Raw genomic sequence first — 13,054 nt, 5'->3', positions numbered from 1 at the left:
CCAAGCAGACCACCAGAATCCCACGATGTCTCTGTTAGAAGTCTCCAACCTCCGCATCCGCCTGCAGACCCACCGAGGCCCCGCCGACGCCGTGCGCGGCGTGAGCTTTTCGCTGGCGCGCGGAGAAACCCTGGGCCTGATCGGCGAGTCGGGCTGCGGCAAGTCCATCACCGCCATGTCGCTCATGGGCCTGCTGCCCGACAGCGCGCAGGTCACGGGCAGCATCCGCTTTGATGGCCAGGAGCTGGTGGGCCGCACCGATGCGCAGATGTGCAAGATGCGCGGCAACCGCATCGGCATGGTGTTCCAGGAGCCCATGACAGCCCTGAACCCCGTGCACACCATTGGCCGCCAGGTGGCCGAGCCCTTGCGTCTGCACCGTGGCATGAGCGCTTCGGCCGCGCGCGCGGAGGCCCTGGCGCTGCTCGACCGCGTGGGCATCCCCCACGCCGCGCAGCGCTTCGATGCCTACCCCCACCAGTTCTCGGGCGGCCAGCGCCAGCGCATCACGATTGCGATGGCCTTGGCCTGCGGGCCCGACCTGCTGATTGCCGACGAGCCCACCACCGCGCTGGACGTGACCATCCAGCAACAGATCCTGGACCTCATCAGCGACCTCGTGGCCGAGCGCAACATGGCGCTGATCCTCATCTCGCACGACCTCGGCGTGATCTCGCAGAACGTGGACCGCATGATGGTGATGTATGGCGGCAGCGTGGTCGAGAGCGGCTCCACCGCTTCGGTCTTCTCCGCCATGGCCCACCCCTACACACGCGGACTGTTCGCGGCACGGCCCCATCTGGGCGCCGTGCATGCACCTGGCCAGCGCCCGCGCCTGTCCACCATCCCCGGCACCGTGCCGGAACTCGTGGACCTGCCGGCCGGCTGCCCTTTCGCCGGGCGCTGCAGCTACACCGTGGATGCCTGCCACCACGATCGGCCCGAAGCCACGCTGGTGGCCACCGATGCCGATGGCGACCACGCGGTGCGCTGCCTGCGCCGCGAAGCCATCGCCGAGGCCCAGAGTGCCCAGGCGGTGAACATTGTCGAGGTGACCGCATGACCCCCCTGGCGTCCCTTTCCAACGCCCCCCTGCTGCAGGTGAAAGACCTGGTGCGTGAATACACGCTGCCGCGGGAACATCTGTTCCAGCCCCCGGGGAAGGTGCATGCACTCAACGGCGTGAGCTTTTCGGTGGCTGCAGGCCGCAGCCTGGGCATCGTCGGCGAATCGGGCTCGGGCAAATCCACCCTGGCCCGCCTGGTGATGGCGCTGGACACGCCGACCTCCGGCACCGTCGAGCTGCAGGGCCGCAACCTGCACCAGTTGCCCGCAGAGCAGCTGCGCCACGCGCGGCGCGACTTCCAGATGGTCTTCCAGGACCCCTACGGCTCGCTCGATCCGCGCCAGACGGTGGAGCGCATCGTGACCGAGCCCCTGCAGGCCCAGGGTGAAACCAGCCGCGCCGCCCAGCGCGAGCAGGCCGGCCAAGTGCTGGCCCAGGTGGGCCTGCGCACCAACGACCTCTCCAAGTACCCGCATGAATTCTCGGGCGGGCAGCGCCAGCGCATCGCCATCGCGCGCGCGCTCATCACGCGCCCGCGCCTCATCGTCGCCGACGAGCCCGTGAGCGCGCTCGACGTGTCCGTGCAGGCCCAGGTGCTGAACCTCATGCAGGACCTGCAGCAGGAGTTCGGCATCACGTACATGCTCATCAGCCACGACCTGGCGGTGGTCAACCATCTGTGCGATGAAGTCGTGGTGCTGTACCAGGGCCGCATCGTCGAACGCGGCTCGCCGGCTGAACTGTTCCGCAACGCGCAGCACCCCTACACCCAGTCGCTGGTGGGCGCCGTGCCGCAGGTGCAGCCCGGCCGGGCGCGCGCACGCCGCGCCGCGGCGGCCGCTGCCACGGCCACCGCAAAAACCGCATAACCAAATGCGCACGCGATGGTGTAAAAAGCTTTTGTGCTCCCCGGTAACAAATTGAAATGACACCGGGGCTTTCGTCTGGTTTTTTTGTCTGGAGAGTCCGAACATGCTGAACCGCCGTACCGTCCTAGCCACTGGCGCCATTGCCGCAGTGCCCTTGTCCACCCCGCTTGGCGCCCTGGCGCAAGGCCGCAAAGATGCGGTGACGCTCGCGATGACGCTGGAGCCACCAGGCCTGGACCCCACAGCCGGTGCCGCCTCGGCCATTGCCGAGATCGTGCAGTACAACATCTTCGAGACTCTCACCAAGATCAACGCCGATGGCAGCGTCTCGCCCCTGTTGGCCGAGAGCTGGGAGGTCTCACCCGACCTCAAGACCTACACCTTCAAGCTGCGCCGGGGCGTGAAGTTCCAGAATGGTGAGCCCTTCAATGCCGCCGCCGTGAAGTTCTCCTACGACCGCGCTGGCGGCGAAAAGAGCACCAACAAGGACAAGCGCACCTTTGCGGGCCTGACCACCCAGGTGGTGGACGACTACACCGTCGTGCTGCTCAACAAGGACATCGACCCCGACCTGCTGTTCGTGCTGGGCCAGGCCACCTCCATCATCGTGGAGCCCAAGAGCGCCGACACCAACGCGAACAAGCCCGTGGGCACCGGCCCCTACCAGCTGCAGGCCTGGAACAAGGGTTCCTCCGTGGTGCTGACGGCCTGGGAGGGCTTTCGCGATGCCAAGGCGCTCAAGATCAAGCGCGCCACGTTCCGCTTCATCTCCGACCCCGCCGCCCAGGTGGCCGCCCTGCTGGCCGGCGACGTGGATGCGTTCCCGCGCGTCACGCCCCGTAGCGTGCCGCAGTTCAAGGGCAACCCCAAGTTCCAGGTGGTGGTGAGCGGCTCGCGCGCCAAGACCATCCTGGCGATCAACAACGGCAAGAAGCCGCTGGACGACGTGCGCGTGCGCCGCGCCATCGCCGCCGCCGTGGACCGCAAGGCCGTGATCGAAGGTGCGGGCGACGGCTATGGCGCGCCCATTGGCAGCCACTACGTGCCCGGCGCGTTCGGCTACGTGGACACCACGGGCGTGAACCCCTACGACCCCGAGAAGGCCAAGAAGCTGCTGGCCGAGGCCGGCATCAAGACACCGCTGGAGCTGACCCTGACGCTGCCGCCCACGCCCTACGCCCGCCAGGGCGGCGAGGTGGTCGCCGCCCAGCTAGCCAAGGTCGGCATCATCGCCAAGATCCAGAACGTGGAATGGGCGCAGTGGCTGTCCGGCACCTACGGCAGCAAGAACTACGACCTGACCATCATCTCGCACGTGGAACCGTTCGACCTGGGCAACTTCGCCAAGCCCGACTACTACTGGGCCTACAACTCGCCCAAGTTCAACGAGCTGTTCAACCAGATCAAGAACGCCCCGCGCCCCGCGGACCGCGCACGCCTGCTGGGCGACGCGCAGCGCCTGCTGGCCAACGATGCGGTGCACGCGTTCCTGTACTCCAACCAGTGGATCACGGTGGCCAACAAGAACCTCAAGGGCCTGTGGAAAGACATGCCCGTGTTCGTGAACGACATCTCCACGCTGTCCTGGAGTTGATGAGACACCCCCCAGAGGCCCTGCGGGCCTTCCCCCCGCTCTCACATCGCTGCGCGATGTGGGCAGGGGGACGCAGCCCTCGCTGCGGGGCGGCCCTTGCTCGGCTGCCCGCGCCTGGGCCGTGCCCTTTTCAGAGGCTGTGGGTGGCGCGCCGAGCAATGAATAGCTGAAACGCTCGGGAGCAGATAGCTCCTGAAACAATAGCTGCTAGCGCTTTATCCATAAGCGTTATCAGCCTTTTTTATCAAAAATCTCTCTACCATGACCGCCCTGCACGACCTGCCCGCCCACGACCTCCTGGCCGCCTACCGCGCGCGCCGCCTCTCGCCCGTCGAGGTCACGCAGGCCGTGCTGGCCCACATCGGGCGCTGGGAGCCCCACATACAGGCGACCTACCTGCTGCGGCCCGAGGCCGCCCTGGCGCAGGCCCGCGAATCGGAAGCGCGCTGGCTGCGTGGCGAGCCCAAGGGCGCGCTCGACGGCGTGCCCAGCACCATCAAGGAAAACATCTCGACGCAAGGCGACCCGACCCCCCTGGGCACCGCCGCTGTCGAACTCGTGCCCGCCACCGCCGATGCGCCGCCCGCCGCCCGCATGCGCGAGGCCGGTGCCGTCATCGTGGCCAAGACCACCATGCCCGACTACGGCATGCTGTCCTCGGGCCTGTCGACCTTCCACCCACTGTCGCGCAACCCCTGGGACGTGAGCAAGGGCCCGGGCGGCTCCAGCGCCGGTGGCGGTGCCGCCGCTGCGGCGGGCTACGGGCCGCTGCACATCGGCACCGACATCGGCGGCTCGCTGCGCCTGCCCGCCAGCTGGTGCGGCATCTTCAGCCTGAAGCCCAGCCTGGGCCGCATCCCGATCGACCCGCCCTACACCGGCCGTGCCGCCGGCCCCATGACCCGCACGGTGGCCGACGCCGCGCTGATGATGCAGGTACTCAGCCAGCCGGACGCGCGCGACAGCATGAGCCTGCCAGCGCAGGACATCGCCTGGAGCCAGTTCAACAAGGGCGTGGAGCGCCTGCGCGGCCTGCGCATCGGCCTGCTGCTGGACGCGGGCTGCGGCCTGCCGGTGGAACCCGAAGTGAAGGCCGCCGTGGAACGCGCAGCCCGCCTGATGGAGGCCGCTGGCGCCACCATCGTGCCCATGATGCCCTTCATGACCCAGGCCATGCTCGACGGCATGGACCACTTCTGGCGCATGCGCTCCCACATCGACCTGAAGGCCCTGCCCGCGCAGCAGCGCGACAAGGTGCTGCCCTATATCCGCACCTGGGCCGACAGCGCCGCCAGCATGAGCGGCACCGAGGTCTTCAATGCCAGCCACCAGTTCCACCTCACGCGCGTGAATACGGTCAAGGCCTGCAGCGCGTTCGACTATGTGATCTCGCCCGTGGCGCCGATGCCCGCCTTCCAGGCCGAACTGCCTTCGCCCACCAACGACCCGCTGCGCCCGCTCGAGCACATCGGCTTCACCGTGCCGTTCAACATGTCCGAACAGCCGGCGGCCTCGGTCAACTGCGGCTACACCGCCAGCGGCCTGCCCATCGGCCTGCAGATCGCCGGCGCGCGCTTCGACGACCTGGGCGTGCTGCAGGTGGCCCATGCGTTCGAGCTGATCCGCGAGCCGCAAAAGGCCTGGCCGCTGCCGCCTGCGGCTTAACCCCGAGGGCCCGGCGGGGTGGATGTTGGTAACCTAGGGGTTGGCAACACGCACGCCCCGCGTGCGGCGCCCCCTCCGGGCTGGCCTGCGCCCCGGGCCACCACGACACGCACCACTTCAACGAATCACCGCATGGACATCCTCATCCTGGCGATCCTCATCGCCACCGGCACCTTCATGCTCAACGCCAAGGAGCAGCGCAAGCGCATCGTGCTGCTGGGCAACCATCTGGCCCACTACCAGATCGAAAAGCTGATGGAAGCGCTCACAGACGGCTACCTGCGGGCCCTGGGTGAAAGCACCGACGAGCGCCGCAGCCAGATCTGGAGCCTGCTGAGCACCACCGAACAGCAGCTGAGCGAGCAGTTCAGCCGCTTCGCCGCGGACTTCGCCAAGGTGAGCGACGCCGACGCGCGGGTCAGCCGCCTCGCGATGGCCATCCCCTTCGCCGAGAAGATCCTGCCGGCGTTCACCTTCGACATGCGGCGGGCCCTGGCGATCCATGCACGCGGCATCACCCATGTGGTGCAGAACACCAGCCACCTGTCGCCCAAGGACCGGGCCTACATGATGACGGCGGAGCTGTTCCTGATGCAGCACACCTGCCACTGGTTCTGCAAGTCCAAGACCGTTGCCACGGCCCGCATGCTGGCGCGCCACCAGACGCCGCATGAGCAGCTGGTGGCCTCTGTATCGGCCGAGACACGCAAGGCCTATCTGACGCTGATCAAGGGCGGCTGAGCCCTGCCGCCCAACAATGCCCCCATGCCATCCACCGCCGCGCACGCACTGACCGACAGCCTGGGCAACACCGCCACCCTGCGCGAGCCAGGCAGCGCGGCGGCGTTGAATGACTTCGTGGAAGGCTTCATCGCCTGCGAGGCCCGCGCGGTGAACGTGCTGCAGGCCGCCGGCGACCCCAGCGCCATCGTGCAGGCCTGCTGCGCGGCACTGCACATGTTCGCCGAATCGGCGCAGGCCCCGGGCAACGCGCGCCCCTTCATTGACCGGGCGCTCGCCCATGCCCCTGCGGCGAGCGAGCGCGAACAGCGCTTCGTGGCCGCCGTCGCCGCCTGGGTTCACGGCGACCTGCCGCGCGCCATCGCGCTGCACGAGGAGCAGGCCCGCCTGTTCCCGCGCGACCTGGCCTCCCTCAAGCTCGGCCAATACCACTTGTTCAACCGCGGCGACTCACCCGGCATGCTGCGCCTGGCGCTGCAGGCCCTGCCCGCTGCCGCCGACGTGCCCTACCTGCACGGCATGCTGGCCTTTGGCTGGGAGCAGTGCCACCGGCTCACCGAAGCGGAAGCCGCCGCGCGCCATGCGGTGCGCCTGTGCCGCAAGGAACCCTGGGCCCACCATGCCCTCGCACACGTGATGCTGACACAGGGGCGCATCGGCGAAGGCGCGGACTTCATGGCCGGCGTGAGCGACACCTGGACGGGGCTCAACTCCTTCATGGTCACGCACAACTGGTGGCACCAGGCACTCTTCCTGCTGGAGCAGGACCGGCACGCCGAGGTGCTGGCGCTGTACGACAGCCAGGTGTGGGGCGTGGTCAAGGAATACACGCAGGACCAGATCAACGCCGTCTCGCTGCTGGCGCGGCTGGAACTGGCGGGCGTGGATGTGGGCCACCGCTGGGCCGACGTGGCCGGCCACCTGGCACTGCGCCTGGCCGACCATGTGCTGCCGTTCCTGGACCTGCAGTATCTTTACGGCCTGGCCCGCGCGGGCCGCACGGAGGCGGCACGCACGCTGCTGCGCAACATCGAGGCCCACGCCGCCACGCGCACCGAGGCACATGAACGCACCGTGTGGAAGCAGGTGTGCGAGCCCGCCGCGCGCGGCCTGCTGGCGCATGCGCAAGGCGACTGGGCCACGGCGGCGGAGCAGCTGGGCCTGGCATTGCCACGGCTGCTGGAGATCGGCGGCAGCCACGCGCAGCGGGATTTGTTCCACCAGATCTGGCTGGATGCGCTGCAGCGCAACGGGCAGTGGGCGGCGGTGCAGAACCTACTGCAGCCGATGGCCAATGCGCAGCTGGAGTCGGTGCGGCTCGCGCGGCAGGTGGGGGTGGTCAATGGCGCCCTGGGGCTGCTGCTGCCACACCAGGGATAGCGGAGCCCGGCGATAGAAGCAGGCGCGGGCGCGGCCCGCCCTCCCCTGTGCCTGCCGCCAGGCTATCTCACCAGCAGCTTCGTCTGGTCATACACCGGCTGCGCCGGCAGGTCCGCCAGATGCCGCACATCGGCCCAGTCCAGCACCTCCACCACATCGCCATCCACCCGCACGCGGTTCAGGCCGGCGTTGGGGATGTCGCTCTGGCGCGGGCCGTCCAGGCCCGTGCCGCGCGCGGTGCGCCAGATCATGTCGAGCACGCCGCCGTGGGTCACAACCATGACTTTGCGGCCCTGGTACTGCTGCGCGATGCGGCGCACGGCGTCCATCACGCGGGTGTGGAACTGGCGCGTGGTCTCGCCGCCGGGCATGCCGTAGTCGGCTTCGAAGCGCAGCCACTGGGTCCAGGCATCGGCGTGTTCGATCTTGATGTCGTCCACGCGCTTGCCGTCCACCACGCCGAAGCTCTGCTCGCGCAGGCTGCTGTCGGTGAGGGTGTCGATGCGCAGTTCCGGGAACAGCACCTGCAGGCTGGGCGTGGCGGTCTGCTGCGTGCGGATGAGGTCGCTGCAGACCAGGTGGTCCACCACGATCTGTTCCGCGGCCAGGCGTTCGGCGAGGCGGCGGGCCTGTTCGTGGCCGGTGGCGTTGAGGGGCACATCCACGTGGCCCTGGAAGCGCAGTTCGCGGTTCCAGTCGGTCTCGCCGTGGCGGATCAGAATCAATTCAGTCATGCATGCCATTATCGAATGCATGCACATGATTGCAAGCACTTTTGACTGCTAGCGCTTATGCAATAAGCGCTGATAGCTATGTTTTTTATAACAGCAGCCTGTCCACCACCCACCGTGCGGCACGTCACCGCATGGGCACGATGAGCACTTTGCGGCGCGGCTGGCAGCCAGGGCCTTCGTAGGCGGCGCTGTCGCGCTGCCAGCCATGGCCCGGCGAGGCTTGCGCGCAGACGCGTGCGCCATCCACCATGCTACGCCAGTAGTACCAGGGCGCGGGGGCGGCCTGTGCGGGCGGCATCAGCAGTGCCAGCAGGGCGAGGGCAAGCAGGGAGCGGGCGACAACCGGCATGGGGGTGGTGAAGATATCAGGCGTGGGTTCCGCCCATGCTACGCACCGTGCGCCGGACCGATGCCCGGAAAAGCGGCAATATCGGCGGCATCGGCGGTCACGATCCAGCCTTCGAGCGGGTCCAGCCCGGGCGGCAGGCCGTAGAGCGCGTCGCCCTCTGCATGGCGCTGCTGGGCCCAGGCGGCCTGCAGCAGGCACAGCACGGCGTCCAGGCTGTCGCCGCTCGCGTCGTCCACCAGCACATCGCGCTGCGCGTGGCTGAGCTTCAGGCGCAGGCCCAGCCGGGTCTGGCCCATCTCCAGCGCATTCACGAGGTCCTTGCGGGCAATGAGCCGGTCGGGCGTGTGCTTGGCGCGGTCGTCGCTCTTGTAGCTGCGCCGCTGCAGCACTTCGCGCGCCAGCAGCCCCGGGTAGGCTTCCAGCGCCACGCGGCGCGGGTCTCCGCCGTGCAGGCCCGGCAGGTGGACACCGGCGTCCAGCAGCAGCGGCAGGCCCGCGTGCAGCATGTAGGCCACGGGCGGGTTCACCCATTTCATCGACGGGCTGGAGCCCGCGGGCCCGTCGGTGGCGCGGTGCGCGAACTTGCCGCCCACGGGGCGTGCGTCGCAGAACGCGGCGAACTGGTCGCGGATCTGCGCGCGGCTGAGGCCGCGGTAGTGCTGCATGCAGGCGCGCCACTGCACCGGCCAGCCCAGCGCCCGCACCAGCTCGCGCGGCAGGCCGAAGGGCAGGTCGAAGCCGCCCACCCAATCGCCCGGCCGGGCGAGCCACTCGCCCAGCGCGGCCAGCGTGTCAAAGCGCTCCAGCGCGGCGAGCTGTACCCGCGCGCCCTGGCGCTGGCCCAGCGCCAGCACGACGGGCTTGCGCCGCGTGGGGCTGCTGGAGAAATCGCAGCCCAGCAGCAGGGGACGGATGGGCTCCGCCATGACGGCCTACCCCAGCGCCAGGGCGGTGACACCCGCGGCAATGCACAGCGCGCCAAAAATGCGCGCCACGCGGTCGCCCTCGCCCAGCAGGTGGCCGCCGATGAGCGCGGCGAACAGCATGGACACCTCGCGCGCGGGCGCCACGTGGGACATGGGCGCCTCGCGCATCGCGTACAGCACCAGCACGTAGGCCACGGGGCTCACCGCCGCCACCAGCAGCGCGAAGCGCCACTGCGCCAGCCACAGCGCACGGGCCGTGGGCAGGTCGCGCAGCACCACGGGCGCGAGCAAGCCCACGCGCACGAAGTTGCCCATGTAGTCCACGAGGATGGGGGACATCAGCAGGATCTTGACCGCATAGCCATCCACCACGGTGTAGCTGGCGATGAAGGCGCCCGTGAGCAGGCCGTAGAGCATGCCCTTGTGCACGCGCGCCCGGGCGGCAGGGTCGTGCGCGGCGCGCAGCAGGCCCGGGCCGCCCGCGATCAGGAACACCCCGCCCACCACGCCGGCGATGCCGGCCACGCCCAGCGCCGAGATGCGCTCGCCAAGGACCGTCACCGCCACCAGAGACGACAGCAGCGGCCCGGAACCGCGCGCCAGCGGGTAGACGACGGTGAGATCGGCCTTGCTGTAGCCGCGCAGCAGGATGACGAAGTAGCCCACGTGCAGCAGCCCGCTGGCCGCGACGAAGGCCCACTCCGTGGCCCCCCACAGCGGCACGGCATCGCGCCCCAGGTACCAGCCCAACGGCGCCCAGATGACCATCATGATCACCGAGGTGAAGAACGCGAACCGCGAATCGCCCCCGGCCTTCTTGGCCACGATGTTCCAGCACGCGTGGATGAGGCCGGCAAGGATGATGAGGGCGAAGGCGGTAAGGGTCACGGATGAGAAGAAGAGCGGCCTGAATGCAAAAAGCCGCAGAACCGGGTGGGCTGCGGCCGAAACAACGAGGCCAGAGCATCAGCGAAAAAAGTGGGGTGACTTGCGTAGCGAGCGGTCTCAGCCTGGGTGGAGGAACGCAGCCCCACTCCCGTGCGGCGAGTACCGCAGGCCCGGGGTGTGGCCGCGCAGCAGCAAAACACCCCGCCTTTCAGGCTCTGCCGATGATGGAGGCCGTGGCCATCAGTTCTTCGAGCAGCGCGAACGACACCTTGCCCGACACGGCATAGGGGTCCAGCTCGGGCTTCTCCGAGTACTTGAGCAAGATGGAGTGGTTGATCTTGGACAGGTTCACCTGCCCCATGGTCCAGCCACCGAAGCGGCGTTCGGCGATTTCTTCGTAGTGCAGCAGCTCCACGTTCTTGTGGCGCGGGTCCTTCTGGATGTGGCCGTACAGGTCGCTCACCGCGGAGCGCCCGCCTTCGATGGCCTGAAGGAACACGCCGCCGCCGTAGCACAGCACCCCGGTGATGCCGCAGCCCGGGTTGTGCTGGCGCGACTGCGTCAGGATGGCTTCGATGGCGGCGGGCGAAGTGTCCACCGCGCGGCTGGCATAGAGCAGGCGTACGAGCATGGTCAGTTCCTTCCAGGGATGAGGGACAGAAATTCGCGGCGCAGCGCCGAATCTTTGAGGAACACGCCACGCATCACGGAGTTGATCATCTTGCTGTCCATCTCGCGCACGCCGCGCCAGGACATGCAGAAGTGGCTGGCCTCCATCACGATGGCCAGGCCGTCGGGCTGGGTCTTTTCCATGATGAGGTCGGCCAGCTGCACCACGGCCTCTTCCTGGATCTGCGGGCGGCCCATGACCCAGTCCACCAGGCGCGCGTACTTGGACAGGCCGATCACGTTGGTGTGTTCGTTGGGCATCACGCCGATCCAGATCTTGCCGATCACCGGACAGAAATGGTGGCTGCAGGCGCTGCGCACGGTGATGGGGCCCACGATCATGAGCTCGTTCAGGTGCTCGGCGTTCGGGAATTCCGTGATGGCCGGCTGCGCCACGTAGCGGCCCTTGAACACCTCGTTGAGGTACATCTTGGCCACGCGGCGCGCGGTGTTGTTGGTGTTGTGGTCGCCTTCGGTGTTGATCACCATGCTGTCGAGCACGCCCTGCATCTTGACCTCGACCTCGTCGAGCAGCTTCTCCAGCTCGCCGGGCTCGATGAACTCGGCGATGTTGTCATTGGCATGAAAACGCTTGCGGGCAGCGGCAAGGCGCTCTCGGATCTTGACGGAGACAGGCGTGCCTTCATCATCCGGCGGGGTGGACGTCATATCGGCGGCGGGTTGGCTGGACATGGTCAGAATCGTAACAGCGATTGACACACCGCAAATTTCAAAGGTTTTGGGCCTCCACCGCTTGATGGTAAAGCGCCAGCAGCTATGCTATTCATAGCAATACTTGTCAAGGGCGCCGCCCCACGCCAGTGCCACCGTGGAAGCGGCTTTGCCGGGCCACGGGGTGGCGTCCCCCGGGGGAAAGCGGCGCAGCCGCTCAGGGCGGTTCAATAGCTTTTTCCGGTGATCCACAGCGCCAGCCGCATGAGGCCGAAGGCAATGCGGTCCAGCACGCGCTGGCGCAGCGGGCGGCCCGCGTAGCGCGCCGGGTCCATGCGCCGGCCGGCATGCTGCATCGCATGCACCAGGCGCTGGCGCAGGTCGGTGGCAAAGGCGGCGTCCTCCACCACCACATTGGCCTCGCGCGCCAGCAGCAGGCTCAAGGGGTCGAGGTTGGACGAGCCCACCGTGGCCCAGGGCCTGTCGCCCATCGCGTCGATCACGGCCACCTTGGCGTGCAGGAAGCTGGGCGCGTATTCGTGGATCTCCACCCCCGCCTCCAGCAGCGCGCCATACACGGGCCGTGCCGCGTGGTACTGCATGAAGTACTCGTAGCGCCCCTGCAGCAGCAGGCGCACCCGCACGCCCCGGCGCGCCGCCATCACCAGCGCGCGGCGCAGCTTGCCGCCGGGCATGAAATAGGCGTTGGCGATGATGACTTCGTGCCGCGCGGCGCCGATGGCGCGGCGGTAGGCCTTTTCGATGCGGCTGCGGTTGCGCACGTTGTCGCGCAGCACCAGCGCGGCGCGCATGGGCGGGCCGGCCTCGGCGGCCTGCAGCGCATGCTTGGCCGCGCTGGCGGCGCGCAAGGCCTGCAGGGCCTCGGGCAGGCGGCGCTGGCGCGCGTCGCGCACCGCCTGCATGCGCCACCACAGCTGGTCCATGGTCTCGCTGGCCGATGCCACCAGGCTGCCCGTGGCCTGCACCGCGAAGTCAAAGCGCGGCGCCTCCAGCGCGCCGTGGTTGGGGTCGTGGAAGTCGTCCAGCACGTTGATGCCGCCGCAAAACAGCATGCAGCCGTCCACCACGCACAGCTTGCGGTGCAGCCGCCGCCACCGGTGTGGCAGCAGCAGGCCCAGGGGGCCGAGCGGCGAATACACGCGGTACTGCACGCCGGCCGCCTGCAGGCGCTGCGCCCAGCCGTGGGGCAAGGCGCCCGTGCCCACGCCATCCACCACCAGCTGCGTGCGCACGCCGCGCTGCGCCGCGCGCATCAGGGCCTCAGCCACGGCGGCGCCCGCGCCGGTGAAGTCGAAGATGTAGGTCTCGAACTGGATGTCCGACAGGGCGGCGTCCATGGCCTGGATCAGCGCGGGAAAAAGCTCCTCGGCCCCTTGCAGCAGGCGCACCTGGTGGTCGTCGGAAAATCCTGCCCCATGGGCCCGCGCGAAAGGCTTTCTTCTCATTTCGGAAGCCCGTCGCCCGGCGGGGGCGTCGCCCC

Annotated in this window: 13 protein-coding genes; 6 read left to right on the top strand and 7 right to left on the bottom strand. The window is 68.5% G+C overall.

From position 1 onward, the window contains the following. Nucleotides 1-25 precede the first annotated feature (25 nt). From ACAM51_RS20350 to ACAM51_RS20325, 6 genes are all read left to right on the top strand, one after another. Nucleotides 26-1,063, top strand: coding sequence for an ABC transporter ATP-binding protein (locus tag ACAM51_RS20350; RefSeq protein ID WP_369641682.1), 1,038 nt, complete (start codon nucleotides 26-28; stop codon nucleotides 1,061-1,063). After that, nucleotides 1,060-1,935 carry an ATP-binding cassette domain-containing protein gene (locus ACAM51_RS20345; protein WP_218293520.1) on the top strand — a complete coding sequence of 292 codons (876 nt, stop codon included), beginning with the start codon at nucleotides 1,060-1,062 and terminating at the stop codon, nucleotides 1,933-1,935. The genes ACAM51_RS20350 and ACAM51_RS20345 overlap by 4 nt, the downstream gene beginning before the upstream one ends. A 103-nt stretch (nucleotides 1,936-2,038) precedes the next feature. After that, nucleotides 2,039-3,529 carry an ABC transporter substrate-binding protein gene (locus ACAM51_RS20340; protein ID WP_369641681.1) on the top strand — a complete coding sequence of 497 codons (1,491 nt, stop codon included), beginning with the start codon at nucleotides 2,039-2,041 and terminating at the stop codon, nucleotides 3,527-3,529. Nucleotides 3,530-3,790: 261 nt separating this feature from the next. Beyond that, nucleotides 3,791-5,194, top strand: a complete 1,404-nt coding sequence (locus tag ACAM51_RS20335) for an amidase (RefSeq protein WP_369641680.1) — start codon at nucleotides 3,791-3,793, stop codon at nucleotides 5,192-5,194. 132 nt (nucleotides 5,195-5,326) lie between these two features. Next, nucleotides 5,327-5,935, top strand: a complete 609-nt coding sequence (locus ACAM51_RS20330) for a hypothetical protein (protein WP_218293517.1) — start codon at nucleotides 5,327-5,329, stop codon at nucleotides 5,933-5,935. 24 nt (nucleotides 5,936-5,959) lie between these two features. After that, nucleotides 5,960-7,315 carry a tetratricopeptide repeat protein gene (locus ACAM51_RS20325; protein ID WP_369641679.1) on the top strand — a complete coding sequence of 452 codons (1,356 nt, stop codon included), beginning with the start codon at nucleotides 5,960-5,962 and terminating at the stop codon, nucleotides 7,313-7,315. A gap of 62 nt (nucleotides 7,316-7,377) precedes the next feature. On the opposite strand, the gene ACAM51_RS20320 is transcribed toward ACAM51_RS20325, so the two are convergent. The 7 genes from ACAM51_RS20320 to clsB form a co-directional block, all read right to left on the bottom strand. After that, complete coding sequence (locus ACAM51_RS20320) at nucleotides 7,378-8,049, bottom strand: histidine phosphatase family protein (RefSeq protein ID WP_218341527.1); 672 nt, start codon at nucleotides 8,047-8,049, stop codon at nucleotides 7,378-7,380. 124 nt (nucleotides 8,050-8,173) lie between these two features. After that, a complete protein-coding gene (locus tag ACAM51_RS20315) occupies nucleotides 8,174-8,398 on the bottom strand; it encodes a hypothetical protein (RefSeq protein WP_218293514.1) in 225 nt (74 codons plus the stop codon). A gap of 38 nt (nucleotides 8,399-8,436) precedes the next feature. Continuing rightward, nucleotides 8,437-9,324 (bottom strand): DUF429 domain-containing protein, encoded by an 888-nt coding sequence (locus tag ACAM51_RS20310; protein WP_218293513.1) that lies wholly within the window; start codon nucleotides 9,322-9,324, stop codon nucleotides 8,437-8,439. Between the two features lie 6 nt (nucleotides 9,325-9,330). Beyond that, the gene (locus ACAM51_RS20305; protein ID WP_218293512.1) at nucleotides 9,331-10,212 is read right to left on the bottom strand and encodes a DMT family transporter; all 882 of its coding nucleotides are present in this window, start codon (nucleotides 10,210-10,212) and stop codon (nucleotides 9,331-9,333) included. Nucleotides 10,213-10,420: 208 nt separating this feature from the next. Next, complete coding sequence (locus tag ACAM51_RS20300) at nucleotides 10,421-10,843, bottom strand: BLUF domain-containing protein (protein ID WP_010461918.1); 423 nt, start codon at nucleotides 10,841-10,843, stop codon at nucleotides 10,421-10,423. Between the two features lie 2 nt (nucleotides 10,844-10,845). Then, on the bottom strand, nucleotides 10,846-11,574 hold the full coding sequence (folE, locus tag ACAM51_RS20295; protein ID WP_218293511.1) for a GTP cyclohydrolase I: 729 nt from the start codon (nucleotides 11,572-11,574) through the stop codon (nucleotides 10,846-10,848). A gap of 206 nt (nucleotides 11,575-11,780) precedes the next feature. Continuing rightward, entirely contained in the window at nucleotides 11,781-13,019 is a 1,239-nt protein-coding gene (gene clsB, locus ACAM51_RS20290) for a cardiolipin synthase ClsB (protein ID WP_218293510.1), read from the bottom strand. Nucleotides 13,020-13,054: the final 35 nt, after the last annotated feature.

The organism is Acidovorax sp. A79, assembly GCF_041154505.1.
Classification (GTDB): Bacteria; Pseudomonadota; Gammaproteobacteria; order Burkholderiales; family Burkholderiaceae_C; genus Acidovorax.
The sequence above is the reverse complement of the archived record's forward strand: the minus strand, read 5'-3'. Positions and strand labels throughout refer to the sequence as shown.

What these genes read in the sequence shown, in the direction of transcription:
- ACAM51_RS20350 (WP_369641682.1), top strand. Translation starts at nt 26, where the DNA reads ATGTCTCTGTTAGAAGTCTCCAACCTCCGCATCCGCCTGCAGACCCAC.
- ACAM51_RS20345 (WP_218293520.1), top strand. Translation starts at nt 1,060, where the DNA reads ATGACCCCCCTGGCGTCCCTTTCCAACGCCCCCCTGCTGCAGGTGAAA.
- ACAM51_RS20340 (WP_369641681.1), top strand. Translation starts at nt 2,039, where the DNA reads ATGCTGAACCGCCGTACCGTCCTAGCCACTGGCGCCATTGCCGCAGTG.
- ACAM51_RS20335 (WP_369641680.1), top strand. Translation starts at nt 3,791, where the DNA reads ATGACCGCCCTGCACGACCTGCCCGCCCACGACCTCCTGGCCGCCTAC.
- ACAM51_RS20330 (WP_218293517.1), top strand. Translation starts at nt 5,327, where the DNA reads ATGGACATCCTCATCCTGGCGATCCTCATCGCCACCGGCACCTTCATG.
- ACAM51_RS20325 (WP_369641679.1), top strand. Translation starts at nt 5,960, where the DNA reads ATGCCATCCACCGCCGCGCACGCACTGACCGACAGCCTGGGCAACACC.
- ACAM51_RS20320 (WP_218341527.1), bottom strand. Translation starts at nt 8,049, where the DNA reads ATGACTGAATTGATTCTGATCCGCCACGGCGAGACCGACTGGAACCGC.
- ACAM51_RS20315 (WP_218293514.1), bottom strand. Translation starts at nt 8,398, where the DNA reads ATGCCGGTTGTCGCCCGCTCCCTGCTTGCCCTCGCCCTGCTGGCACTG.
- ACAM51_RS20310 (WP_218293513.1), bottom strand. Translation starts at nt 9,324, where the DNA reads ATGGCGGAGCCCATCCGTCCCCTGCTGCTGGGCTGCGATTTCTCCAGC.
- ACAM51_RS20300 (WP_010461918.1), bottom strand. Translation starts at nt 10,843, where the DNA reads ATGCTCGTACGCCTGCTCTATGCCAGCCGCGCGGTGGACACTTCGCCC.
- folE (WP_218293511.1), bottom strand. Translation starts at nt 11,574, where the DNA reads ATGTCCAGCCAACCCGCCGCCGATATGACGTCCACCCCGCCGGATGAT.
- clsB (WP_218293510.1), bottom strand. Translation starts at nt 13,019, where the DNA reads ATGAGAAGAAAGCCTTTCGCGCGGGCCCATGGGGCAGGATTTTCCGAC.